A 24,821-nucleotide genomic window follows, 5' to 3' on the forward strand; every position below is an offset into this window, starting at 1 on the left:
CCGCCGGCCGGCGCCGGTCAGCGCGCGCAGGTGAAGCGCTCGCCGAGGTGCTGCGGCTGCTCGATCTCGTCCACCAGCGCCACCGCGAAGTCCGGGACGCTGATCCGGCTGCGGCCCTCCGCGTCGATCACCAGCCGGTCGGTGTCGGTGCGGTACTCGCCGGTGCGCTCACCCGGCTCGATGGTGGCGGCCGGGCTGAGCACCGTCCAGCGGATGTCGGACACCGTCCGGTAGAACGCCAGCGCGTCGCCGTGCGCGTGCATGATCTGCAGCACCGGGGCCGGCAGGCCCGGGGTGTCCCAGACCCGGACACCGGGCGCGGTCTCCAGGCTGCCGGCGCCGCCGACCGCGATCAGCCGCGGCGCGTCGGCCCCGAGCAGCCGCAGGCCCGCCACCAGGGAGCGGGCCGCCGGCTCGATCAGCCGCAGGTGGCCGGGGCCGTCACCGCCGCCGACCGCGCTGACCAGGACGTCCCTTCCTCCGCCGCCCGGGCCACGTCCTCGGCCACCAGCACGTCGCCGCGGATCACCTCGCCGCTCAGCCCCTGGTACTTGGCCGGGTCGCGGACGGCCGCGGTCACCCGGTGGCCGCGCGCCAGCGCCTCGGTGACGATGCACCGGCCGATCGCCCCGTTCGCCCCGAACACCACGATCTCCGCCATGCCGCACCCGCCCGTTCCGTCCGCCGCCCTGTCACCCCCAGCATCCGCCGCGCGCACCGCGTGCCCGCACCGACGCGGCGGCCGGTACTCCGTCCGGGTAACACCCCCGATCGGGGGTGTCCGCGGTGCGCGGGCCGCGGGCACAGTGACCCCATGCAGACTCCACTCACCGTGATGGACTTCCTCGACCGGGCCGAGCTGGTCTACGGCGACCGGGTCGGGATCGTCGACGAGCCCGCGCAGCCCGCCGGATCCTGGGGCGACGTCACCTACCGCCGGGTCGCCGAACTGGCCCGGGCGCAGGCCGCCGGGCTGGACCGGCTCGGCGTCGGCCCCGGCGAGCGGGTCGCGGTCGTGTCGCACAACTCGGCCCGGCTGATGACCTCGCTGTACGGGGTGAGCGGCTTCGGCCGGGTCCTGGTGCCGGTCAACTTCCGGCTGCGGGCCGAGGAGGTGGCGTACATCGTCGAGCAGAGCGGGGCGTCCGTCCTGCTCCTCGACCCGGAGGTCGCGGACGCGCTGGCCGGGGTGCCCGCCCGGCACCGGTTCGTGCTCGGCGAGGAGAGCGACCGGGAGCTGTACGCCTTCGACCGGGAGCCCGTCCGCCACCCGGTCGCCGAGTCCGACACCGCGACGATCAACTACACCAGCGGGACGACCGCCCGCCCCAAGGGCGTCCGCCTCACCCACCGCAACCTCTGGCTCAACGCCACGCTGATGGGCCTGCACTTCGGCGCGAGCGACCGGGACGTCTACCTGCACACCCTGCCGATGTTCCACGCCAACGGCTGGGGCCTGCCGTACGTGATCACCGGGCTCGGCGGACAGCACATCGTGCTGCGCAAGGTGGACGGCGCCGAGATCCTGCGCCGCGTCGCGGAGCACGGGGTGACCTTCCTGTGCGGGGCGCCGGCCGTGGTGTCGATGGTGCTCGCCGCCGCCGAGACCTGGGACGGGCCGGTGCCCGGCCGCGACCGGGTCCGCATGGTGGTGGCCGGCGCCCCGCCGCCGACCTCGGTGATCGAGCGGGTGGAGCGCGAACTCGGCTGGGAGTTCCTGCAGATCTACGGCCTCACCGAGACCTCCCCGGTGGTGACGGTCAACCGCACCCGCGCCGAGTGGGACGGCCTCTCCACCGCCGAACGCGCCGAGCGGCTCGTCCGGGCCGGCGCCCCGTCGCTCGGCACCACGATCCGCGTCGACGAGGAGGGCGAGGTGCTGGTGCGCTCCAACACCGTCCTCGACGGCTACTGGGAGCGGCCCGACGAGACCGACGCCGCGCTGCGCGACGACTGGTTCCACACCGGCGACGGCGGCACCATGACCGACGGCTACCTCACCATCTCCGACCGCAAGAAGGACGTGATCATCACCGGCGGCGAGAACGTCTCCTCGATCGAGGTGGAGGACTGCCTCTACGACCACCCGGCCGTCGCCGAGGTGGCAGTGATCGGTGTCCCCGACGAGAAGTGGGGCGAGACGATCAAGGCCCTGGTGGTGCTCCGCGAGGGCGCGGACGCCGACGAGGAGCAGCTGATCGCGCACTGCAAGCAGCGCCTGGCCGGCTACAAGGCGCCGACCTCGGTGGAGTTCCGGCAGACGCTGCCGCGCACCACCACCGGCAAGCTGCAGAAGTTCCGGCTGCGCGAGCCCTACTGGGCGGGCCGGGAGCGCACGGTCAACTGATCAGCCCGTGCCGGCGGGCGGTGACCAGCAGCTCCACCCGGTTGCGGGCGCCGAGCTTGTGCATCGCGCCCTTCAGGTAGCCGGTCACGGTGGTGCCGGCGAGGCCGAGCCGGGCGGCGATCTCCGGACTCGTCCGGCCGGTCGCCGCCCAGCGCAGCACCTCGTGCTCACGCGGGGTCAGCCGGGCGCCGGTGCCCGGGCCGGACGAGCGCCCGGCCCACGCCGCGGCCCCCGCGATCGCCCGGGTCGCGGTGCGGGCCAGGTCGTTCACCGAGCCGATCCGGACGTCGCCGAACGGCACCACCGACCGCATCGACGCGTACACCACGCCGTGCACCCGGCCGCCGTTCACCAGCGGCACGGTGAGCATCGCGTACAGGTCGTCGGCCCCCACCGCGGCGTCGTAGTGGTGCGAGATCGTGGTCGCCGCCCGGTAGTCGGCGACCCAGGTCGGCGCCCGCTCGGCGAGCGCCCGGCCGCCGAGCCCGGTGCCGGCCGGGACGCGGAGGTTGTGCAGGAGGTCCGCGCGGGTACCGGCCCAGTGGCGCAGCACCATCCCGTCCGGACCGTCGGGCACCCCGACCAGCCCCACGTCCGCGCCGCAGTCGGCGACGACCCGGCGGGCGAGGTCGGCGAGCACCGCGGCTTCGACCAGCTCGGCGGCGCGCGCGTCCGGAGGTTCGGGGGCTGCGCTCGTCACCGGGCGATTCTCACACGGGCCCCGGGGCTTGGGGAGGGGCGCGACACGACCCGTCTCGGACGAGACCGGTCCCACCGAGAGAGGAACGCATGACCGACATCACCGCCCTGCTGGACGACCTGCGGGCCGAGAACGACGCCCTGGACGCCCTGGTCGCGGACCTCGACGCGGCCGGCATGGCCACCGCCACCCCGGCCGAGGGCTGGACGGTCGCCCACCAGCTCGCCCACCTCGCCTGGACCGACCACTGGTCACTGCTGGCGACCGGCGACCCGGAGGCCTTCCACGCCGCCGTGCAGCGGGAGTTCGAGTACGGCTACGACGCCGTCGACCGGGGCGCGGCCGAGGGCGCCCGCGAGGACCCGGCGGCGCTGCTGGCGCGCTGGCGGACGGGCCGCCGGGAGCTGCTGGCGGCGCTGGCCGCCGTCCCGGACGGCACCCGGCTGCCCTGGTTCGGCCCGCCGATGAAGCCCGCCTCGATGGCGACCGCCCGGCTGATGGAGACCTGGGCGCACGGCCAGGACGTCGCCGACGCGCTCGGCGCCCGCCGGGAGCCGACCGCCCGGCTGCGGCACGTCGCGCACCTCGGGGTGCGCACCATGGGCTTCGCCTTCGCGGTGCACGGGCGGCCCGCGCCCACCGACCCGGTAAGGGTCGAACTGATCGGCCCGGCAGGAGAGTTCTGGGAGTGGGGGCCGGTGGACGCGGCGGACCGGGTGACCGGTCCGGCCCTGGACTTCTGCCTGCTGGTGACCCGCCGCCGCCACCTGGACGATCTCGGGCTGACCGCCGAGGGCGACACCGCCCGCGCCTGGCTGCCGATCGCCCAGGCCTTCGCCGGCCCGCCCGGCAAGGACCGTCCGCCGCTCGGGTGAAGGCCTCCTGACGGACTGTTACCGCGCCGAAACGGCGCGGGCACTCTCCGCTTCACACCGCTTCCCTACCGTCACCGCTCACACGGCCCCGACCGTCAGGAGTGGTGCATGACCGAGATCGCCGACGCGTCCGCCCCCGCCGCCGCCGCGCGGGGCGGGGCCCACGCCGCTCGTACGCCAGGTCCGCCGCCGACGAGAGCCTGGAGGACTACTCGCTCCGCTACGCCCCGCACTCCTTCCGCCGCTGGTCGCCACTGGCCGTGGCGTCCACGGCCCTCGGCGGCATCGCCTACCTCGCGGACTACGCGATCGGCGCGGGCATCGTGATGTCGTACGGGTTCACCAACGCGCTGGCGGCGATCCTCGCCGCGGCGGTGGTGATCTTCCTGACCGGCATCCCGATCGCGCGGGCCTGCGCGGCCAACGGCGTCGACATGGACCTGCTGACCCGGGGCTCCGGGTTCGGGTACTTCGGGTCGACGCTGACGTCGCTGGTGTACGCCAGCTTCACGTTCATCTTCTTCGCCCTCGAAGGCTCGATCATGGCGCAGGCCTTCCACGCGGTGCTGCACATCCCGCTGCCGGTGGGGTACCTGCTGACCACGCTGATCGTCATCCCGATCGTGTTCAAGGGGATGAGCTGGATCGCCAGGGTGCAGGCGTGGACGCAGCCGATCTGGATCCTCGGCCTGGTGCTGCCGTTCGTCGTGCTGGCCGTCCACTCCCCCGGCGTGTTCGGCTCCTTCGCCCACTTCGGCGGCGTGCACGGGGCCGGCTCCGGCTTCAGCGTGCTCGGCTTCGGGCTGGGCACCGGCGTTGCGCTGTCGCTGATCGCGCAGATCGGCGAACAGGCGGACTACCTGCGGTTCATGCCGCAGCGCACCCCGCAGAACGCCCGCCGGTGGGACGTCGCGGTGCTGGCCGCCGGCCCCGGCTGGGTGGTGATCGGCGCACTCAAGCAACTCGGCGGCGCGCTGCTGGCGTTCGCCGCGCTGGGCGCCGTCGGCGAGGCCAGGGCGCTGGAGCCGATCGCGCCGTACGTGGAGTCGCTGCGGCCCTGGCTGGGGGCGGCGGCGCTGCCGGTGGCCGGGCTGTTCGTGGTGGTCTCCCAGGTGAAGATCAATTCGACCAACGCCTACTCGGGCTCGCTGTCCTGGTCGAACTTCTTCTCCCGGCTGACGCACCGCCATCCCGGCCGGGTCTGGTACATCTTCCTCAACTGCGGGGTCGCGCTGCTGCTGATGGAGATGAACATGTTCAGCGCGCTGGGCAGCCTGCTGGGCTTCTACTCCAATGTCGCGATCGCCTGGATCGGCGCAGTCACGGCCGACCTCGTGATCAACAAGCCGCTGGGGCTGAGCCCGAAGCACATCGAGTTCAAGCGCGCCTACCTGCACGCCGTCAACCCGGCCGGGTTCGGGGCGATGTGCGTGGCGGCGGCGGCGTCGATCGCCGCCTTCTTCGGCTGGTTCGGCAGCTACGCCGAGGCGTTCAGTCCGTTCATCGCACTGCTGCTGGCCATGGTGCTCAGCCCGGTGATCGCCCGGGCCACCAAGGGCCGGTACTACCTGGCCCGCCCCAACCCGGAGGCGGACGTCCTCGACGTCACCGAGACCCGGGGGTGCACGGTCTGCGAGGGCTCCTTCGAGGTGCCCGACACCGCGCACTGCCCGTTCCACCGGGGCACCATCTGCTCGCTCTGCTGCAGCCTCGACGCCGACTGCCACGACAGCTGCACCCGCGGCGCCGCGGCCGGCCCGGTGGCGCTCGGGATGCCCACCGTGCCAAGCTGACGCGCCGTCATGTCATGGCGGACACCCCCGTGCCGGCCGGCGGCTCCGGGTCGCCGGCCAGCCGGGCGTGCAGGTGCTCGTCGTGGTGCTGGCCGTCGCCGTAGCGGTGCGAGGCGCGCAGCGTGCCCTCCAGCCGGAAGCCGCAGCGCTCGGCGACCCCGCAGGAGGCGGCGTTGCCGACCGCGTGGGCGAGCTCCATCCGGCGCACGGCCGCGGTCGCGAACGCCCACCGGGCGGCGGCCGCGGTCGCCCGGGTCGCCACGCCCCGGCCGCGGGCGGCGGGCAGCAGCCGGTAGCCGATCCCGGCCTGGCCGTCCGGGCGGTTCAGCCAGTACAGCCCGACCGTGCCGAGCAGAGTGCCGCCGGCCGCGTCCAGGACGGCGAAGCCCGCCTGGTCGCCGGGCTCGCCGCTGCCCTCGGCGTGGCCCAGGATCCAGGCCGCCATGTCGGGTTCGCGGATCGGGTTCCAGCGGGCGACCTCGGGATCCGCCGCCACCTCGGCCATCGCGGGCGCGAGGTGCAGCAGCCCGGCGCCCCACGGGACGAGCTGCACGTCCCCGAGGTCCAGCGGGACGGGGGCGAAGCCTGGCGCGGTGCGGTTCATGGCACCCAGTCGTACCCGCCGGGGCGGCACGCTGCCACCGGTTTCCCGGGAGGCGGCGGGCCAAAGCGGCGGAAGGTGTGTGCGAGTGGCCCGATGAGGACCATCGGGTTGATCGGCGGGATGAGCTGGGAGTCCACCGCCGAGTACTACCGGCTGCTGAACGAACGCACCCGCGAACGGCTGGGCGGCCTGCACTCGGCGAAGTGCGTGCTGTACTCGGTGGACTTCGCCGAGGTCGAGCGGCTGCAGTCGGCGGCCCGCTGGGCCGAGGCGGGCGACCTGCTCGCGGACGCCGCCCGGGCGCTGGAGGCGGCCGGCGCGGAGCTGCTGCTGATCTGCACCAACACCATGCACAAGGTGGCCGACCGGGTCGCGGCCGCGGTCGACGTGCCGCTGCTGCACCTGGCGGACACCACGGCGCAGGCGGTGCGGGCGGCCGGACTGGCGAAGGTCGGCCTGCTGGGCACCGCGTTCACCATGGAACAGGACTTCTACCGGGGCCGGCTGGCCGGGCACGGGCTGGAGGTGCTCGTCCCGGACGCGGACGGGCGGGCCGAGGTGCACCGGGTGATCTACGAGGAGCTCTGCCTGGGCATCGTCCGGGAGGAGTCCCGGGCGGCCTACCGCGAGGTCATCGCCGCCCTGGTGGCCCGCGGCGCCCAGGGCGTGGTGCTGGGCTGCACCGAGATCGAGCTCCTGGTCGGGGCCGGGGACAGCCCGGTGCCGGTGTTCCCGACCACCCGGCTGCACGCCGAAGCGGCGGTCGCGGCCGCCCTGGGGTGATGCCTCCCGGTCCCGGCTGCCGACACCGGCGGCCGGGACAGCACGGCACCGACGGCAGCGGGGGACGGTCCGTTTTCGACGGACGGCGGGGCGGACGGAGGAGAACCCACTCCTTTCCACATCTAACGTATAGCGCAAGGGGGCCTTGCCGCAAGACCCCCGTCGTGCCGCACAATCGTCCTCCGCGCCGACGCGCCGTGACCGGCGGACGGCCCGCCACCCCCTGAAGAATCCCGAGTCACTGGAGCACGTCTTGGTCCCCCCTTCGTCGTCCCCGTCCGCGGCCGCGGGCACCCCGGACGCCACCACCCCGGACTCCGGCGGCGCGCCGTCCTCCGACGCCTGGCGCACCGAGCAGCTGCGGACGGAGAACGCCTACGTCGGCGGGCTCTACGACCGCCTGGAGACCCAGCGCGCACGCGCGGCGGACCGCCTCCGCGAGATCCATCTCCAGGAGAGGGGCGGCACGTCCCAGTCCCGCATGGAGCGCGACACGCTGGAGATCCACCACACCCGCCGGCTGGCGGAGCTGTACGCCGCCGAGTACGGCCTCTGCTTCGGCCGGATCGAGACCGCCGACGGCGAGCAGCAGTACATCGGCCGGATCGCCCTCGCGGACGACGACCACGAGCCCCTGCTCACCGACTGGCGGGCGTCGGCCGCCGAGCCGTTCTACCGGGCGACGCCCGCCGCACCCGGCGGCGTCACCGGGCGCAGGCACCTGCGGAGCAAGGGCCGGACGGTCGTCGACTTCGACGACGACGCCTTCGGCGTGGGTGCGCTGGAGGGCCGGGAAAGCTCCGAGCTCAGCGGGGAGACCGCCCTGCTCGCCTCCCTCACGGCGGCCCGGACGGGGCGGATGGGCGACATCGTCTCCACCATCCAGGCCGAGCAGGACCAGGTCATCCGCTCCGGGCTGAGCGGTGTGCTGGTCGTCCAGGGCGGACCGGGGACGGGCAAGACGGTGGTCGCGCTGCACCGTGCCGCGTACCTGCTCTACACCCACCGCGACCGGCTGGCCAGGAGCGGTGTGCTGGTCATCGGGCCGAACACGATGTTCCTGCGCTACATCGACCAGGTGCTGCCCGCACTGGGCGAGAGCGACGTCGTGCTGAGCAGCATCGGCGCGCTCTACCCGGGCGTGACGGGGTCGGACACGGAGACGCCCGAGGCGGCCGCCGTCAAGGGCGACGCCCGGATGGCCCGGGTCCTCGCCGACGCCCTGGCGGACCTCCGGGAGCTGCCGGAGGAGTCCTGGACGATCACCGTGGGCCGCCGGTCGGCGCACCGGGAGGAGCTCGTGATCGGCCGGGCGCTCTGCGAGCGGGCCCACGCCGCCGCGCACCGCACGGGCGAGCCGCACAACGCGGCCCGGTCCGCCCTGGTGGAGCGGCTCACCTCGGAGCTGGCCCTGCGGATCGCCCGCGACCGGGGCGGGGAGATGGCCCTGGACGACGTGGCGAACCTCGCCGACGCGCTCGTCGACGAGCCCGACGTCCAGGCCGTGGTCCAGCGGCTGTGGCCGCCGGTGAGCCCCGAGCGGCTGCTCACCACCCTGTTCGGCTCCCCGGAGCTGCTGGCGAAGGCGATGCCGGACTTCTCCGCGGCCGAACGCGCCGCACTGCTGCGCCCGCAGCCGGACCCGGAGGAGGAGGCCGCACCCTGGACGACCGCCGACGTGCCGCTGCTCGACGAGGCCGCCGAACTGCTCGGCCCGCTGCCCGGCAGCGCCGCGACCCGCCGGGCGGAGGCCGCCGCCGAGGCCCGGGAACGGGAGTTCGCCAAGCTCGTGCTCGACGACTTCGGCGTGGGGCTGGTCGAGATGGACGCGGAGATGCTGGCCCGCCAGTACCGCGGCGAGGAGGCGCTGCGCCCGCTGGCCGAGCGCGCGACCGAGGACCGGACCTGGGCCTTCGGCCATGTGATCGTCGACGAGGCGCAGGAGCTGTCCCCGATGGCCTGGCGGCTGCTGGCCCGGCGCTGCCCCGGCCGTTCCATGACGATCGTCGGCGACCTGGCGCAGACCGGGGCGCCGGCCGGGCTGGGCTCCTGGGGCGAGGCGCTCGACGGGTACGCGGCGGGGCGCTGGCGGACGGTGGAGCTCACCGTCAACTACCGGACCCCGGCCGAGATCATGCGGGTCACCGAGGGCGTGCTGCGGGCGGTCGACCCCGCACTCGCCGCGCCGAGGGCGGTGCGCGAGGGCGGGATCCGTCCGTGGAGCCTGCGGATCCCCGCGGACGACCCCGGGCCGGCGCTGCGCGCCGCCGTCGCGCAGGAGATCGCGGAGCTGGACGGACGGATGGCGATCATCCACGCCCCCGGGGCGCCGGCCGAACTGGTCGACGCGCTGGCCGGGCTGGACGGCGTCGCGGTCGCCGACGGCCCGGCGGCCCTGGACTCGCCCGTCGTCCTGATGACGGCCGCCCAGTCCAAGGGGCTGGAGTTCGACGCCGTCCTCGTCGTGGAGCCCGCCGACATCCTCGCGGCGCACTCCCGCGGCGCGAACGACCTCTACGTCGCGCTCACCCGGGCGACGAAGCGCCTCGGGGTCGTCCACAGCCGGGAGCTGCCGGAGATGCTGACGGGGCTGGACCCGCGCTGAGCGGGGCGCCCCGGAGCCGGGTCAGACGCCGATCCGCAGCGGGTCGAGCCGGGTGGCGACCAGGTTGGTCGCGCCGTGCCGGCGCTCGACGTGGCCGCGGATCAGCAGCCCCGCCCGGTCGAGGGCGGTACGGCGGCGCGACTCCCAGACCGGGCGGCTGCAGATCACGTTGATCAGGCCGGTCTCGTCCTCCAGGCTGATGAACAGCACGCCGCCCGCCGTCGGCGGCCGCTGACGGTGCGTCACCAGCCCGCCGACCACGACCGGCGTGTCCGGGGGACGGTGCGCAGCTGGGCGGCGGTGAGGGCACCACCGCGGCTCAGCGCCGGGCGCAGGTGCTGCATCGGGTGGCTGTCGGCGGACGCCCCGACCGCCCACAGGTCGGCGATGGTCTCCTCGACCGGGGTCATCGCCGGCAGGTCGGGGGCCGACCCGCCGGGCACGGTGCCCGGGATGGTGCCGGGGGTGGACGCCGCGTACACCCCCGCCGACCAGAGCGCCTGGCGGCGGGTCAGGCCGAAGCAGCCGAAGGCGCCGGCGGTGGCGAGCGCCTCCAGGACCGGGGCGGGCAGGGCGGTGCGGCGGGCGAAGTCCTCCAGGTCGGTGTAGGGCCGGCCGGCGGCGACCGCCGCGGCCTGCGCCTCGCCGAGCCCGCGGACGGCCGACAGGCCGAGCCGGACGGCGGGTTGCGGCCGGCCGGCGGTGAGCGGCGGCGGCGCGGACGGCTCCTCCTCCGGCTCCAGGGACGGGCCGGCGGCGGAGGCGTTGACGTCCACCCCGCGGACCCGCACCCCGTGCCGCCGCACGTCGGAGATCAGGCTGAGCGGCGCGTAGAAGCCCATCGGCTGGTTGGCCAGCAGGGCACAGGTGAAGGCCGCCGGGTAGTGGTACTTCAGCCAGGCGCTGGCGTACACCAGGTAGGCGAAGCTGATCGCGTGGCTCTCCGGGAAGCCGTAGTTCGAGAAGGCCTCGATCTTGGTGTAGACGTCCTCGGCGACCTCGGCCGGGATGCCGCGCTCCGCCATCCCGTCCAGCAGCCGCTGCCGCAGTTCGGCGACCCGCTGGTGGGAGCGCTTGGCACCCATCGCCTGCCGCAGTCTGTCCGCCTCGGTCGGGCTGAACCCGGCGCAGTCGATGGCCAGTTGCATCATCTGCTCCTGGAACAACGGCACCCCGAGGGTCTTGCCGAGGGCGCGTTCCATCAACGGGTGCGGGCAGTGCGCCGGTTCCTCACCCGCCCGGCGGCGCAGGTACGGGTGGACGGAGCCGCCCTGGATCGGGCCGGGCCGGATCAGCGCGACCTCCACCACCAGGTCGTAGAAGGTGCGCGGCCGCAGCCGGGGCAGGGTGGCCATCTGGGCGCGCGACTCGACCTGGAAGACGCCGACGGTGTCGGCCCGGCAGAGCATCTCGTAGACGTCCCGGTCGTCGTCGGGGATGGCGGCGAGGTCGTAGCGGTCGCCGTGGTGAGCCGCGATCAGGTCGCAGGTGTCGTGCAGGGCCGCGAGCATGCCGAGGCCGAGCAGGTCGATCTTGACCAGGCCCGCGCCGGCGGTGGAGTCCTTGTCCCACTGGAGGACGGACCGGCCGGGCATCCGGGCCCACTCGGTGGGGCAGATCTCGCCGACGGGTTCCCGGGTCAGCACCATGCCGCCGGAGTGGATGCCCAGATGCCTGGGCAGGCCGAGGAGTTGGCCGCCGAGAGCGAGCACGTCGGCGGGGATGGCGGCGTCGGCGGCGGGCGCGGAACGGAAGTCGACCTGCTTGGTGAAGGCGTCGATCTGGCCGCCGGGGTAGCCGAGCACCCGGGCGGCGTCGCGCAGCGCGAGCCGGGGCCGGTAGGTGATGACGTTGGCCACCTGGGCGGCGTGCTCCCGGCCGTAGCGCCGGTAGACGTACTGGATGACCTCCTCGCGGCGGCGGTTCTCGATGTCGAGGTCGATGTCGGGCGGCCCGTCGCGCTCGACGCTGAGGAAGCGCTCGAACAGCAGCCCGTAGTGGACCGGGTCGACGGCGGTGATGCCGAGGGCGTAGCAGACCGCGGAGTTGGCGGCCGAGCCGCGGCCCTGGCACCAGATGTCCTCGGCCCGGCAGAACGCGACGATGTCGTGGACGATGAGGAAGTACCCGGCCAGGTCGAGCTGTTCGATGACGTCGAGTTCGCGGGCGAGCTGCCGCAGGGCGGGTCCGTTGCCGGCGCCGAAGCGCTCCGGGCCGGCCGCGGCCACCAGGGCGCGCAGGTGGTCGATCTCGCTGCGGCCGCCGGGGACGGGGAAGCCGGGCAGCCGGGGTGCCAGGCCGCCGAAGTCGAAGGCGCAGGCGCGGGCCAGCTCGACGGTGGCCTCCCGGACGCCGGGGAAGCGGGCCAGCCTGGCCGCCATCTCCCTCCCGGAGCGCAGGTGGGCGGTGCCTGCGGCCATCGTGCGGCCGGCCGCGTCCCGCAGGGTGCGGCGCTCGTGCAGGGCGGCCAGGCCCTGGGCGAGGCGGCCCTCGCCGGGGGTGGCGTGGTGGACGTTGTTGGAGGCGACCACCGGCAGCCCGGCCGCGGCGGCGAGCCCGGCGAGCCGGTCGTTGCGCAGGTCGTCCCCGGGCAGCCGCTGGTCGATCAGTTCGACGAACACGTTGCCGTCGCCGAAGGCGTCGGCCAGCTCCCGGAGTTCGCGCAGTGCGGCGTCGGGCCCGTCGGCTGCCAGGGCGGCCGGGACGCGGCCCTTGCGGCATCCGGTGAGCACCGCCCACTCGCCGCGGTGGGCGGCGGCCAGCTCGGCGACGTCGTACGCCGGGCGGTTCTTGGCGCCGCCGCGCAGCTGGGCGGCGCTGATCGCGGCCGACAGCCGCCGGTAGCCCTCCGGGGAGCGGGCCAGCACCAGCAGGTGGTCGTCCGGGGTGAGCGAGAGCTCCGCGCCGAAGACGGTGCGCAGGCCCGCCTCCTCGGCGGCCTGGGCGAACCTCACCACGCCGTACAGGCCGTCGTGGTCGGTGAGGGCGAGCGCCTCGACACCCAGCCGGGCGGCCTCGGCGGCCAGCACTTCGGGATCACTGGCGCCGTCCAGGAAGCTGAACGCGGAGTGCACGTGCAGCTCCGCCCAGGCCGGCGCGCCGCCCGGCGGCTGTTGCGGCGCTCGGCGGCGCAGCGGCAGCACGGTGGCGCCGGTCGGCGGCGGCGTGGCGGCCGCGGGCCGGCCGGCCATGCGGCGGTGCAGCTCGCTCCAGGGGAGCGCGGGGTGGCTGGTGAATCCCATCGCGGGGGTGGTGCCTCGTTGCTGGTCGGCGGTGCGGTGCGGGGTGGCCCTTCGGTGTCGGCGGCGGTCAGTCGTAGGCGCCCTCCAGGTACCAGCGGCCGCCCTCGACGGTGAGCAGCAGGGCCCGGCCGTCGTCGACGGCGACCTGGAAGCGGGCCCGGCGGCGGGCCCGGGGCTCGTCCCACCACTGCTCGACGGCGGGCCAGGGGCCCGTCCAGCCGGTGACCGCCAGCGCGCGGCCGTTGAGCGTCACCCGGGCGGGGCTGCCCGACACCTCGGCGCGGCCGTCGACCGTGACCGGGTCGCCCGCCGCGTCGACGACCAGGACGGGCAGCGGCGCGCGCGGCACCACGGCGGGCGCCGGGTCGGTGACCCGGCCGGGCCAGGGCGCCGCGGCGTCGGCGGCGCGGTGCTCCCCGGGCTGCTCCGTCCAGGTGGTGCGGGCGACCTGCTCCCCGGGCCGCGGCCGCCCGCCGCCTCGCCCCGGCGCAGCCCGGTGTAGCCGAGCAGGGCCTGCACCCGGGCCACCGCGCGCTCCACCCGGTCCTCCACGACGGCCTGCCCCCAGAGCGCCAGCTGCCGCCCGTGGTCGGGCAGCAGGCCGTCCGGGACGAGGCGCAGCGCGGTGAAGCCGCCGGCCGTGTCGGGGAACGCGCCGGTGCCCTGCCAGGCCTGGAGCTGCCAGCGGACGCGTTCGGCGAGCGCCGCCGAACCGAGCCGGCCCTCGTGCCGCCAGAGCCGGGCGGCCGTGCGGCCGTCGGCGCAGGTCACCTCGACGGAGACCCGCCGGCAGGCCAGGCCCGCCGCGCCGAGCCGGCCGTGCAGCTGCTCGGCGAGCGAACGGGCCACGAAGACCAGCGGCTCGGCGAGCCGCTCGGGCGGGTCGAAGCGCTGCTCGGCCGCGAGGTCGGGCAGGTCGGTGCGGGCGGCCAGTGGGCGGGCCTCCCGGCCGCGGGCGAGCCGGTGCGCGGCGGTGCCGGCCGGACCGAACCGGTCGGCGACCGCCGCGCGGGAGAGGGCGGCGAAGTCCCCCACCGTGCGCAGGCCGAGCCGCCGCAGCAGGTCGGCGAGCGGCTCGTCGCCGAGCACGGCCACCGGGTAGGGGGCCAGGAACGCGGCCGTCCGCCCGGCCGGGACCAGCACCCCGGCCCTGGCCGCGAGCACGGCGGCGAACAGCCCGTCGGCGGCGCCCACCTGCCCGACCGGCGGACCGGCCGGGGCACCGGCGGCCCGGTCGGCCGCGGGGTCCGGGCCCGGTGTCGCGTCCGCCGCAGGGTCCGGGCCGGCGTCCACCGCTGCCGGGGCGGCGCCGGTGGCGAGCGCCGCGGCGACGGCGGCGTGGATGCGGCCGGCGAGCACCTTCTCGCCGCCGAAGTAGCGGCCGGGGCCGCGGACGGGGATGGCGCACAGGCCCGGGCGGACCACCTCGACCTGCGGGGTGAAGGCCTCGACGGCGGCGACGACCGGTTCGAACCGCCGGGTCTCCGCCTCGGGGTCGCGGTCGCGCAGCCGCAGATCGGGGCAGAGCCGCTGGGCGAGCCCCAGCCGCTGCCCGCGCCGGATGCCCGCCTGCCGCGCCCCGTCCGAGCAGGCCAGGATCCGCCCGGCCTCGACCACCGCCACCGGGCCGTCCTCGCCGCCGGCGGGTGCGGTGGCGGCGACCGGCCAGTCCGGGCACCAGACCACCAGGATCCGGGGCACCTCGGGCGCCGCCGCGGCCGGTTCGGGCGCCATCTCAGACCACCGCCAGTGCGGCCGGTGCAGTCGTCGGGGCCGGGAGCGCGGCCGCGGCCGGCCGTGCCGGCCTGCCCGGGAGCACCGGGACGACCGGGGCCGGGTCCTGCTGCGCACCGCTCCCGATCGGACGGGCGGTGCCGTGCTCGTCGGGCAGCCAGAGCCGGGCGGTGCGGGCGCGGGCGGCCGTACCGCGTCCTTCGGCGGCGATCTCGACCTGGCGGCCGCGCAGTTGCCCGTAGCCGTCGCCGAGGCCGTACCAGCGCCCGGAGCGCACGCTGAGCCGCAGTCCGGCGCCGGGCCAGGGGCCGGCGACCAGCAGCGCGCAGCCGCCGCGCCGCAGCACGGCGGTGAGCCGGGCGGCGAGCTGCGGGGCGACCGGGCCGGTGGGACGGAGCAGGATCAGCCCCACCGCTCCGGCCAGCGCGGAGACGACCTCGGGCCAGTGCGGGCCGGGATCGTCGGCGAGCAGCAGGCGGTCCAGGTCGAGGCCGTAGCCCGCGGCCGCGGCGAGGCCGAGGTCGGGCAGGCCGACCGCGGCGGCCCAGCCGCCGGCCGCGACCGCGCCGGCGGCCAGGGCGAGGAGCAGTGCGGTGTCCCCGGCGACGGAGACCGCGGTGCCGCGGCGCAGGCCGCCGCCGGGCAGCAGGGGTGCGAGCGGCGGCAGGACCGGCAGCAGGGCGTCCTCGTCGGCCGGCGGGGCCGCCGCCGACCGTACGAACACGTTTTCGAAATCGGGCACGTCCCCAGGATCGAACATTCGTTCGCTGTTCTTCAAGTCCTGATCACCTGACCGAGCAGCGGAAACGCCCGACCGGCCACTCCGGGCCGGCTCCGGTCGACGCCGCGTGGCCGACCGCGCACCGCCCGTACCGGATCGGGGTCACCGGCGCTCCGGCCGGTCGACGGCGACTGCGGCGGCGTCGTCCTTGAGCCTGCCGCCGGCGTGGACGAGCAGGTCGTGGCGGAGCCGGGCCAGCAGCGCGGCCGGCTCCAGACCGGCCGGCTCGCGGGCCACCCAGCGGGCGGCCCGGTCGGTGAGCGGGTAGAACGCGCGCCCGTCGTCCCGGGCCTCGGTGACACCGTCGGTGTACAGCAGCAGGGTCTCGCCGGGCCCGACGTCGAAGGCGTCCACCGCGTAGTGCACGCCCGGCAGCGAGCCCAGCCCGATCGGCGGCGCCCCGGTGCCGTGCCCGTCCGCGCCGACGCCGGGCTCCAGCAGCCGCACCGGCCGCCCCGACGCCAGCAGCAGCGGGGGCGGGTGGCCGCAGTTGGTGATGCCGACCGGTCCGCCGTCGTCCGGCAGCTCGACCAGCATCACGGTGACGAACCGCTCCTCGGCCTCGCCGACGTCCGCGGTCTCGGTCAGGTGCCGGGTGAAGCTCGCGTCCAGCGCCGCCGCCAGACCGGGCAGCCCACCGTGGTGGTGGGCCAGTTCGCGGAACGCGCCGAGCACCGCGGCGGCGTCCTCGATCGCGGTCAGCCCCTTGCCCCGGACGTCGCCGATCAGCACCCGGGTCGCACCGCGCACCCGGGTCGCCGCGTACAGGTCGCCGCCGAGGTCGGCCTCGTCCTCGGCGGCCAGGTAGAAGGCGGCGACCCGCAGCGGCCCCAGCCGGTCGGGCAACGGGCGCAGCAGGACGCGCTGGACGGTCTCGGAGACCGAGCGCACCCGGGTGAGCTCACGGCGTCTTCGTTCACGGAGCCGGCAGTACAGGACAATCAGCGTGGAGACCACGATCAGCGCGATGATCTGCGTCTCGTGGTTGGTCGTCCACAGGCCGCCGTGGAAGATCCCGATCAGCACCTGGGCGACGACGGCCAGGGCCCCGATCAGGCCGGTCAGCCACGGCCCGCCGAACGAGGCGGTGATCGCCGGGGCCACCACCAGCAGCGGGCCGAGGTGGACGGTCGGCGGGGAGGCGATGTCGACCGCCGAGATGACCGCGATGAAGGCGAGCGGCACGGCCACCAGGGCGTGGCCGCGGCGCCACGCCCCGCGGGGTGCTGCCGGGCGCCCGCGCGTCATGTTCCCCACCCTGCACCCGCGGCCGCCGCGCTGCACGTCCCGCGCCCCGGGGCGGCCGGGCGGCGTTGACCGTGATCTTGGACAGCCCCTACAGTCGGGGCGACCGCCCCCGCCCGCCGGAGGAACCCATGAAGCGTCACCACTGGCTGGAGCGGATCCGGCAGCTCGACCCGGAGACCGACTTCGCGGAGATCTACCGGATCAGCAGCTGGTACGAGTTCCCGTGGGACACCAACCAGTCGCTGGGCTTCGCGCTGTACCGCACGTACGCGGTGCCGAGCATCGGCCGGCTGCTGGCCCGGACGGGCGAGTTCACCGCCCGGACGCAGAAGCGCTACGACGACACCGTGCTGATCCTGGAGGCGGTGGTCGAGCACGGCTTCGACTCGGAGCAGGGCCGCGAGGCGATCCGCCGGATGAACCGGATGCACCGGCGGTACGGGATCTCCAACGAGGACTTCGTGTACGTGCTCGCCACCTTCGTGGTGGTGCCCAAGCGCTGGCTCGACGACTACGGCTGGCGACCCTACTCCGCGCACGAGGTCCGGGCGAGCGTCAACTACTACCGCGAGCTGGGCCGGCACATGGGGCTGAAGGACGTCCCGGAGACCTACGAGGGCTTCGAGCGGCTCCTCGACGCCTACGAGCGGGCCCACTTCGCCTTCGACCAGGGCGGCCGGGACGTCTCCGACGCCACCCTGGACCTCACCGCGAGCTGGTACCCGCGCCCGCTCGGCGCCCAGATGCGGCGGTCCTCGCTCTGCCTGCTGGACGACCCGCTGCGGGAGGCGTTCGGCTACCCGAAGCCGCCCGCGGCGCTGACCGCCCTCGTCCGCGGCGGGATGCGGCTGCGCGGGCGCTTCGTCCGGCTGCTCCCCCGCGCCGCCGGCCGCACCTGGCCCGCGACGGGCGGCAGGTCCGCGGCTACGCGGGCGGGTACCGGATCGCCGAACTCGGCACCTTCGAGCCGGGGGACGGGCCCGCCGCCGGCGGCTGCCCGTTCGCACCGGACCGGGTGGGCCCGGAGGCGGGCCGGCCGGACTGACCGGCGGCCGCCGCCCGTCCCGGCGGGTGCGGGGCGGGCGGCGGGGCAGGCTACGGCAGGTGCACGGCGGTGAAGTCACCGGCCGGGACACCGTCCAGGGCGCCCTCGACGGCGTCCCGCCAGATCGGCCCGGCCAGCGTGGCGCCGAAGGCCTGGTCGATGCGCCGGCCGCCCATCCGCTGGCCCTCCAGCGGCGCGGGCGCCAGGGTGTCGCTGACCACGGTGGCCCCGGCGACCTCGGGCGTGTAGCCGACGAACCAGGCCTGCCGGCCCTCGTTGGTGGTACCGGTCTTGCCCGCGCTGTCGCGGTCGTCCAGCCCGGCGGTGGTACCGGTGCCGTCCTCGACGACGCCCCGGAGCATCGCGGTGACGGTGTCGGCGGTGGTCGGTGACATCACGTCGGCGCAGCTCTGCTTCGGCACCGTCAGGCCCTTGCCGTCCGGGCCGATCACCGCGGTGATCGCCGTCGGCGTGCAGTACGTGCCGTGCGCGGCGAACGCGGCGTAGGCCGAGGCCATCTCCAGCGGCGTCAGGTCGTTGCTGCCGAGCGTCATCGAGGGCACCACGCTGAGCTTCTCGCCGCCGGCCTGCTGGGTGATCCCGAGCGAGGCCGCCAGCTTCGCCACGTTGCACAGACCGGCGTCGGCCTCCAGCCGGGCGAAGTAGGTGTTGACCGACTTCGCCATCGCCTCCGGCATCGCGAAGCTGCCGACCAGCTTGGTGCTGTCGTTGTGCACCTCGCCGTTCTCCGGGAACCGGCCGCCCGAGCAGTCCTTCATCGCCGGCCACGGGATGCTGTAGTCCGAGGTGTAGCTCTGGGTGACGGGGATGCCGTTCTCCAGCGCGGCGGCGGCCACGATCGGCTTGAAGGTCGAGCCGGTCGGGAAGCCCAGGCCGCCGCCCATCCGCTTCGGGACGTTCAGGTTGATCTGGGTCTGGCCCTGGCCCAGGCCGTAGGTGCGGCTCTGCGCCATGCCGAGGATCTTGCCGGTGCCCGGCTGCACCACGGTCATCGCCGCGGCGGGCTTCTCGGACGGGTACGCGTGCGAGGTGACGGCGTCCTGCACCGACTTCTGCGTCTTCGGGTCGAGCGTGGTGCGGATCTGCAGGCCGCCGCGGTTCCACAGCGCCGTGCGGTCGGCCGCGGTCTTCCCGAAGGCCGGGTCGGTGAGCACCACCTTCTGGACGTAGTCGCAGAAGAAGCCCTCGCCCGTCCCGGCGGTGATGCAGCCCTGGTGGGGCCGGGTCACGTTGAGGCCGAGCGGGGCGGCGATCGCCTGCTGCTCCTGGGCGGGCGTGATGTGCCCCAGCTCCGCCATCCTGCGCAGCACGGTGTCGCGCCGCTCCTTCGCCAGGTCGGCCTTGACGGTGGGGTCGTAGGCGGACGGCGACTGGACGAGGCCGGCCAGCAGGGCGGCCTGCGGGAGGGTCAGGTCCTTCGCGGAGACGCTGAAGTAGCGCTGCGCGGCGGCCTCCACGCCGTACGCCTTCTCGCCGAAGAAGGTGATGTTGAGGTAGTTGGTGAGGATCTGGTCCTTGGTGAGCGACTCCTCGACCTTGATCGCGTACTTCAGTTCGCGGATCTTGCGGTCGACGGTCTGCCGCTGGGCCTCCAGCACCTTCTGCGGGTCGTCGCCGGCCTGGTCGACGAAGACGTTCTTCACGTACTGCTGGGCCAGGGTGGACGCGCCCTGCGAGGTGCCGCCGTTGGCCGCGTTGGAGTTCAGGGCCCGCAGTATGCCCTTGAGGTCGACGGCGCCGTGCTGGTAGAAGCGGCTGTCCTCGATGTCCACCAGGGCGGTCTTCATCACCGGGGCTATCTTGTCGGAGGCCACCACCGTGCGGTCCCGGCTGTAGATGGTGGCGATCGTGCCGCCGTCGGCGTCGAGGACGGTGGAGGCCTGCGACAGCGCAGGGGTCACGAAGTCGTCCGGCAGGTTGTCGAAGTCGTCCACTGCCGAACGTGCGCCCAGCCCCGCGGCCCCCACCGCGGGGAGGGCGAGGCCTGCGACGAGGACGCCGCCGAGCGCGCTCGCGCCCAGGAGCCGGGCGCCGAGCAGCGCCTTCTTCCAAAGACCTCTGGAGTTGTGGGGTGCCATGGGGACAAGCCTATGCGGCCGATCGTCCACCAAGGATCCGATTTTCTTCCCGCATTCGTCACAACTCCGTGACAGGACGGGCCCTGACGGCACACCGGGTGCGGGGCCGGCGCCCGGCAGGCGGGAGAGCGTGATCTCAGAGCGCGTCGGCCGCGGCCGGAAGGGCGCCGGCGACGGCCGTGCCGGGCGGCTCCTCCGGGGTGCCGTCGTGGCCGTCGCCCTCGATGTCCACGTGCGGCAGCAGCCGGTCCAGCCATCCGGGCAGCCACCAGTTGGCGCGGCCGAGCAGCACCATGCTCGCGGGCACGAGCACGCCGCGGACGACGGTGGCGTCCAGGGCGACCGCGACGGCGAGGCCGACGCCGAACATCTTCACCACGGGATCGTCCGACAGCACGTACCCGAGGAAGACGCTCACCATGATCAGGGCCGCCGAGGTGATGATCCGTCCCGTCCCCGCCAGGCCGGCGACCACCGCGCGCCGGTTGTCGCCGCCGCGCAGGAAGGCGGTGCGCACGGCGGTGAGCAGGAAGACCTCGTAGTCCATCGACAGGCCGAACAGCACCGCGAACAGCAGCAGCGGCACGTACCCGGGGATCGCCACCGCGCCCTCCAGGCCGATGAGCCGTGCGCCGTGGCCGCGTTGGAACACCGCGGTGAGCACGCCGTAGGCGGCGGCCACCGAGAGCAGGTTCATCAGCGCGGCCTTCGCCGCGACGACCGGGGAGCGGAAGGCCAGCAGCAGGAGCAGCCCGGCGACGACCAGCACGAAGCCCACCACCAGCGGCATCCGCCGGGCGAGCCGGTCGTTGAGGTCGGCCTGCGCGGCCGGGGCGCCGCCCACGTGGGCCGTCCCGCCGTCGGCGGCGGCAGCGGGCAGGGTGTCCGTCCGCAGCCGGTGCACCAGGGCGACGGTGGCCGGGTCGGCGGGCGCGGTGGCGGGGGTGATCTGCCAGCGGGCGTACCGGCCGTCGGCGCTCACCTGGACGGGGCCGACGGCGGCCACCCCGGGGGTGGCGCGCAGGGCCGCCGTCAGCGCGGTCAGCCGGCCGTCGGAGGGGCCGGCCGCCGGGGTGCGCAGCACGTCGAGGACCTGGAGCGTCCCGTTGGCGCCGGGGCCGAAGGCGGCGGCCATCCGGTCGTAGGCGGTGCGGCTCGCCGAGCCCGTCCGGTCGGAGCCGGCGTCCAGCTGGCCGAAGGTCAGGCCGGCGGCCGGCGCGGCGAGGACGCCGAGCAGGGCGAGTCCGCCGGCCAGGCAGCGCCAGGGCCGGGCCGCGACGTACGCGGCGACCCGGCCCCAGCCGCGCGGGCCCGCGGCCGGGGCGGGAGCGGCCTTCGGGGTGAGCCGGCGCCCGAGCAGGGCCAGCACGGCGGGCAGCAGGGTGAGCGCGGCCGCCATGGCGACGAGGACGGCGATCCCGGGAGCGATCGCCAGCGCGTACAGCAGGGGCAGCCCGCCCAGGGCGAGGCCGGCCAGGGCGGCGACGACCGCGCTGCCGGCGAAGGCGACGGCCTTGCCCGAGCCGGCCATGGTCCGCACCGCGGCGTCCTCGACGCCCACCCCCGCGGCGCGCAGTTCGCGGAAGCGGGTGAGGCAGAACAGCGTGTAGTCGATGCCCACGCCGAGCCCGATCATGGCGGCGATGGTGGCGCCGGAGGACGGCATGTCGACCACGTGCCCCAGCAGGCCGATCGCCGGCAGGGCGATGCCGAGGCCGAGCGCGCCGAACAGCAGCGGCAGGCCGGCCGCGACCAGGCTGCCGAAGGTGACGGTGAGGACGACCAGGGCGGCGACGAGCCCGACGGCCTCGCTGCGGCCGGTCGAGCCCTTGTCGACGGCGGCGGCCAGCGCCCCGCCGGGGGTGACCTCCACCCCGGCGGCGCCGGCGGGGGCCGCGGCGGCCGTGACGGCCCGGGTGATCTCCGCGGTGATGTCCCGGGCCGTGACGTCGAGTTCGACCGCGAGGTAGCCGGTGTGCCCATCGGCGCTCAGGGCGGAGCGGCCCGCCGGGTCGTAGGGGGTGGTGACGGCGACCACGTGGTCGACCCGGGCGACGGCCTGCGCGGCCCGCTCGACCGCGGCCCGGACGTCGGGGGCGGTGAGGGCGGCCGCACCGGCGGCGGTGTGCAGGAGGACGGGCTGCCGGCCGGAGGGGCTGTCGTGGAACACGGCGCCGAGGTCACGGGCCGCCTGACTGTCGCTGCCGGGGATGGAGACCGATTCGCTGGTCACCTTCCCGAGCGCCCCGACGGCGGCGAGGGCCGCGGTGAGCAGCAGCAGCCAGGCGGCGACGGTGCGCCGGGGCCGACGGGCGCACCAGCGCCCCAGGGTGGTGAACATCGGCCGGTCGTCCTTCCGTACGGCGGTTGCGGTCGCGGCCGCCCCACCCCAACTCATTGCACTCCCCGTGCAGCTTTACCGTTGCATTCGAAGTGCAACAATGTCAATCGACGGGCGACGAAGGGGTGCGCAGGTGGACACACCGGCAGCGGGCGCGGCGGGCCGGGCCGTGGACGGCCGCACCGAGCGCGGACGGCAGACCCGGGAGAAGATCGCCGACGCGCTGCTCTCGCTGCTCGACGACGGCGAGGCGAGCTTCCCCGCCGACCGGGTCGCCGAACGGGCCGGCGTCTCCCGGCGCCTGGTCTTCCACCACTTCGAGGACATGGCACAGCTGGTGGACACCGCGATCGCCCGCCGGCTGGACGACCTGGCCGGCCGGATCGGCCCGCTGCCCACCGACGGCCCCCGCGACACCCGGGTCACCGCCCTCACCGAGCAGCGCGCCCGGATCCTGGAGTGGATCACCCCGGCGCGGCTCGCCGTCCTGCGGCTGGACAGCCCCTCCGAGAAGGTCCGGCAGGCCGTCCGCCAGGTCACCGACTTCGCCCGGCAGCGGCTGGCCGACGTCTTCGCCGTCGAGCTCGACCCGCTGCCCGCGGACCGCCGTACCGACCTCCTCAACGCCCTGGACGCCGCCACCACCTGGGGCGCCTGGCACCACTGGCGCAACCGCGGCCTGGCCCCCGAGGACGCCCGCCGGACGATGGCGCTCACCGTGCACGCCCTGCTCGCCGCCGCGGCCGGCCCGGACCATCCGAATCGCACCGGATGCCCTTGACGAAAGGCCGCCCGGTGGCAAGCCTTGTCCCGGCAGAGCAGCCCAGCCCCGGAGGTCAACGGTGACCGCTCAGGCGTCCCACGCGCACGGCCGCACCGATGTCCCACTGCTGACCGGGACGATCGGTCGGTGTCTGGACGAGGCGGTCGCCGCCTTCCCGGACCGCGAGGCCCTGGTCGACGTGCCGAGCGGCCGCCGCTGGACGTACGCCGAACTCGGCCGCGACGTCGACCGGGTGGCCCGCGGGCTGCAGGCGCGCGGGGTCGGCCGCGGCGACCGGGTCGGCATCTGGGCGCTCAACTGCCCCGAGTGGGTGCTGGTGCAGTACGCCACCGCGCGGCTCGGCGCGATCCTGGTGAACATCAACCCCGCCTACCGGACGCACGAACTCGCCTACGCGCTCAACCAGTCCGGGGTCTGCCTGCTGGTCGCCCAGCCCGCCCACCGCACCAGCGACTACCGCGCGATGGTGGCGGAGGTCCGCGAGCAGTGCCCGGGGCTGCGCGAGACGCTCTGGATCGGCGACCCGCAGTGGGAAGGCCTGGACGGCGACGGGGAGTTCCCCGCCGACCTGGCCCCGGACGACCCGATCAACATCCAGTACACCTCGGGCACCACCGGCTTCCCCAAGGGCGCCACCCTCTCGCACCGCAACATCCTCAACAACGGCTTCTGGGTGGGCGAGCTGGTCGGCTACACCGAGCACGACCGGATCTGCCTGCCGGTGCCCTTCTACCACTGCTTCGGCATGGTGATGGGCAATCTCGCCGCGCTCAGCCACGGCGCCTGCGTGATCATCCCCGGGCAGGGCTTCGACCCGGCCGCCACCCTGCACGCCGTCCAGGCCGAACGCGCCACCTCGCTGTACGGCGTGCCGACGATGTTCATCGCCGAACTCGGCCTCGACGGCTTCGCCGGGTACGACCTCACCTCGCTGCGCACCGGCATCATGGCCGGCTCGCCCTGCCCGGTGGAGGTGATGAAGCGCGTCCAGACCGAGATGCACATGGCCGAGGTGGCCATCGCGTACGGGATGACCGAGACCTCACCGGTCTCCACCCAGACCCGCCGCGACGACGACCTGGAGCACCGCACCGGCACGGTCGGCCGGGTGCTGCCGCACCTGGAGGTGAAGGTGGTCGATCCGGCCACCGGGCGGACGGTGGACCGCGGCCTGCCCGGCGAGCTGTGCACCCGCGGCTACTCGGTGATGCTCGGCTACTGGAACGACCCCGAGCGCACCGCCGAGGCGGTCGACCCGGACGGCTGGATGCACACCGGGGACCTCGCGGTCATGCAGGAGGACGGCTACCTGGCGATCGTCGGCCGGATCAAGGACATGATCATCCGCGGCGGGGAGAACGTGTACCCGCGCGAGATCGAGGAGTTCCTGCACACCCACCCGGCCATCGCCGACGTCCAGGTCGTCGGCGTGCCCGACGAGCGGTACGGCGAGGAGGTGTGCGCCTTCGTGGTGCTGAGCGACCCGTCCGGCACGCTCGGGACGGCGGAGGTCGCGGACTTCTGCCGCGGCCGCCTCGCGCACTTCAAGACGCCCCGCCACGTGCACGTGGTCGACGGCTTCCCGATGACGGTGAGCGGCAAGGTCAGAAAGAACGAACTGCGCGAACGGGCGGCCCGGGCCCTGCAGGGATGAGCCGCCGGACCGGACCGGGCCGGTTACCCGCCGGGCTGCGCGCCCGGCCACCGCCGGTCGCCGTCCGTTACCCTGGTGACGTGCTCCTTCTCGTCAGCCGTCGCCACGTGGACCTGCTCCGCGTCACGAGCATGTCCTGTCGACGCTCCGGCTGATCCCGCTCCGCCTCCGCCCTCAGGGCACACA

At 75.2% G+C, this 24,821-nt stretch carries 17 protein-coding genes and 2 pseudogenes; 8 read left to right on the forward strand and 11 right to left on the reverse strand.

The annotated features are described in order from the left end of the window. Nucleotides 1-17: 17 nt before the first annotated feature. Nucleotides 18-661 (reverse strand): annotated as a pseudogene (locus ABEB13_RS11000) (NAD(P)-dependent oxidoreductase). Nucleotides 662-814: 153 nt separating this feature from the next. Between ABEB13_RS11000 and ABEB13_RS11005 the strand changes: the two are divergent. Continuing rightward, nucleotides 815-2,347, forward strand: a complete 1,533-nt coding sequence (locus tag ABEB13_RS11005) for an AMP-binding protein (protein WP_345705358.1) — start codon at nt 815-817, stop codon at nt 2,345-2,347. Here the strand turns inward: ABEB13_RS11005 and ABEB13_RS11010 are convergent. After that, entirely contained in the window at nt 2,340-3,047 is a 708-nt protein-coding gene (locus tag ABEB13_RS11010) for a helix-turn-helix transcriptional regulator (RefSeq protein WP_345705359.1), read from the reverse strand. The genes ABEB13_RS11005 and ABEB13_RS11010 overlap by 8 nt on opposite strands. An 89-nt stretch (nt 3,048-3,136) precedes the next feature. On the opposite strand from ABEB13_RS11010, the gene ABEB13_RS11015 reads away from it, so the two are divergent. Beyond that, on the forward strand, nt 3,137-3,922 hold the full coding sequence (locus tag ABEB13_RS11015; RefSeq protein WP_345705360.1) for a TIGR03084 family metal-binding protein: 786 nt from the start codon (nt 3,137-3,139) through the stop codon (nt 3,920-3,922). A gap of 104 nt (nt 3,923-4,026) precedes the next feature. Next, a complete protein-coding gene (locus tag ABEB13_RS11020; protein WP_345705361.1) occupies nt 4,027-5,715 on the forward strand; it encodes a purine-cytosine permease family protein in 1,689 nt (562 codons plus the stop codon). A gap of 7 nt (nt 5,716-5,722) precedes the next feature. On the opposite strand, the gene ABEB13_RS11025 is transcribed toward ABEB13_RS11020, so the two are convergent. Next, on the reverse strand, nt 5,723-6,319 hold the full coding sequence (locus tag ABEB13_RS11025) for a GNAT family N-acetyltransferase (RefSeq protein WP_345705362.1): 597 nt from the start codon (nt 6,317-6,319) through the stop codon (nt 5,723-5,725). Between the two features lie 93 nt (nt 6,320-6,412). On the opposite strand from ABEB13_RS11025, the gene ABEB13_RS11030 reads away from it, so the two are divergent. Together ABEB13_RS11030 and ABEB13_RS11035 are read left to right on the forward strand one after the other, a co-directional pair. Next, nucleotides 6,413-7,102 carry an aspartate/glutamate racemase family protein gene (locus ABEB13_RS11030; RefSeq protein WP_345705363.1) on the forward strand — a complete coding sequence of 230 codons (690 nt, stop codon included), beginning with the start codon at nt 6,413-6,415 and terminating at the stop codon, nt 7,100-7,102. Nucleotides 7,103-7,355: 253 nt separating this feature from the next. Then, nucleotides 7,356-9,707 carry a HelD family protein gene (locus ABEB13_RS11035; protein WP_345705364.1) on the forward strand — a complete coding sequence of 784 codons (2,352 nt, stop codon included), beginning with the start codon at nt 7,356-7,358 and terminating at the stop codon, nt 9,705-9,707. A gap of 21 nt (nt 9,708-9,728) precedes the next feature. On the opposite strand, the gene ABEB13_RS11040 is transcribed toward ABEB13_RS11035, so the two are convergent. The 6 genes from ABEB13_RS11040 to ABEB13_RS11065 form a co-directional block, all read right to left on the reverse strand. Further along, nucleotides 9,729-9,953 carry a hypothetical protein gene (locus tag ABEB13_RS11040; protein WP_345705365.1) on the reverse strand — a complete coding sequence of 75 codons (225 nt, stop codon included), beginning with the start codon at nt 9,951-9,953 and terminating at the stop codon, nt 9,729-9,731. Next, a complete protein-coding gene (locus ABEB13_RS11045; protein WP_345705366.1) occupies nt 9,950-12,949 on the reverse strand; it encodes an error-prone DNA polymerase in 3,000 nt (999 codons plus the stop codon). The genes ABEB13_RS11040 and ABEB13_RS11045 overlap by 4 nt, the downstream gene beginning before the upstream one ends. A gap of 67 nt (nt 12,950-13,016) precedes the next feature. Then, nucleotides 13,017-13,202, reverse strand: a complete 186-nt coding sequence (locus ABEB13_RS11050) for a hypothetical protein (RefSeq protein ID WP_345705367.1) — start codon at nt 13,200-13,202, stop codon at nt 13,017-13,019. Continuing rightward, complete coding sequence (locus ABEB13_RS11055; protein ID WP_345705368.1) at nt 13,199-14,683, reverse strand: Y-family DNA polymerase; 1,485 nt, start codon at nt 14,681-14,683, stop codon at nt 13,199-13,201. The genes ABEB13_RS11050 and ABEB13_RS11055 overlap by 4 nt, the downstream gene beginning before the upstream one ends. A 1-nt stretch (nt 14,684) precedes the next feature. Then, on the reverse strand, nt 14,685-15,425 hold the full coding sequence (locus ABEB13_RS11060) for a hypothetical protein (RefSeq protein ID WP_345705369.1): 741 nt from the start codon (nt 15,423-15,425) through the stop codon (nt 14,685-14,687). Between the two features lie 141 nt (nt 15,426-15,566). Beyond that, entirely contained in the window at nt 15,567-16,712 is a 1,146-nt protein-coding gene (locus ABEB13_RS11065) for a PP2C family protein-serine/threonine phosphatase (RefSeq protein WP_345705370.1), read from the reverse strand. Nucleotides 16,713-16,840: 128 nt separating this feature from the next. Between ABEB13_RS11065 and ABEB13_RS11070 the strand changes: the two are divergent. After that, nucleotides 16,841-17,757: pseudogene (locus ABEB13_RS11070) on the forward strand (oxygenase MpaB family protein). A 50-nt stretch (nt 17,758-17,807) separates the two neighbouring features. On the opposite strand, the gene ABEB13_RS11075 reads toward ABEB13_RS11070, so the two are convergent. Then, entirely contained in the window at nt 17,808-19,856 is a 2,049-nt protein-coding gene (locus ABEB13_RS11075; RefSeq protein ID WP_345705371.1) for a transglycosylase domain-containing protein, read from the reverse strand. A gap of 136 nt (nt 19,857-19,992) precedes the next feature. Continuing rightward, a complete protein-coding gene (locus ABEB13_RS11080; protein ID WP_345705372.1) occupies nt 19,993-22,197 on the reverse strand; it encodes an MMPL family transporter in 2,205 nt (734 codons plus the stop codon). A gap of 133 nt (nt 22,198-22,330) precedes the next feature. On the opposite strand from ABEB13_RS11080, the gene ABEB13_RS11085 reads away from it, so the two are divergent. Next, the gene (locus tag ABEB13_RS11085; protein WP_345705373.1) at nt 22,331-22,978 is read left to right on the forward strand and encodes a TetR/AcrR family transcriptional regulator; all 648 of its coding nucleotides are present in this window, start codon (nt 22,331-22,333) and stop codon (nt 22,976-22,978) included. A 61-nt stretch (nt 22,979-23,039) separates the two neighbouring features. Continuing rightward, a complete protein-coding gene (locus ABEB13_RS11090; protein ID WP_345705374.1) occupies nt 23,040-24,635 on the forward strand; it encodes an AMP-binding protein in 1,596 nt (531 codons plus the stop codon). The last annotated feature ends 186 nt before the right edge of the window (nt 24,636-24,821 follow it).

The sequence above is a fragment of the Kitasatospora paranensis genome (genome assembly GCF_039544005.1).
GTDB classification, from domain to species: domain Bacteria; phylum Actinomycetota; class Actinomycetes; order Streptomycetales; family Streptomycetaceae; genus Kitasatospora; species Kitasatospora paranensis.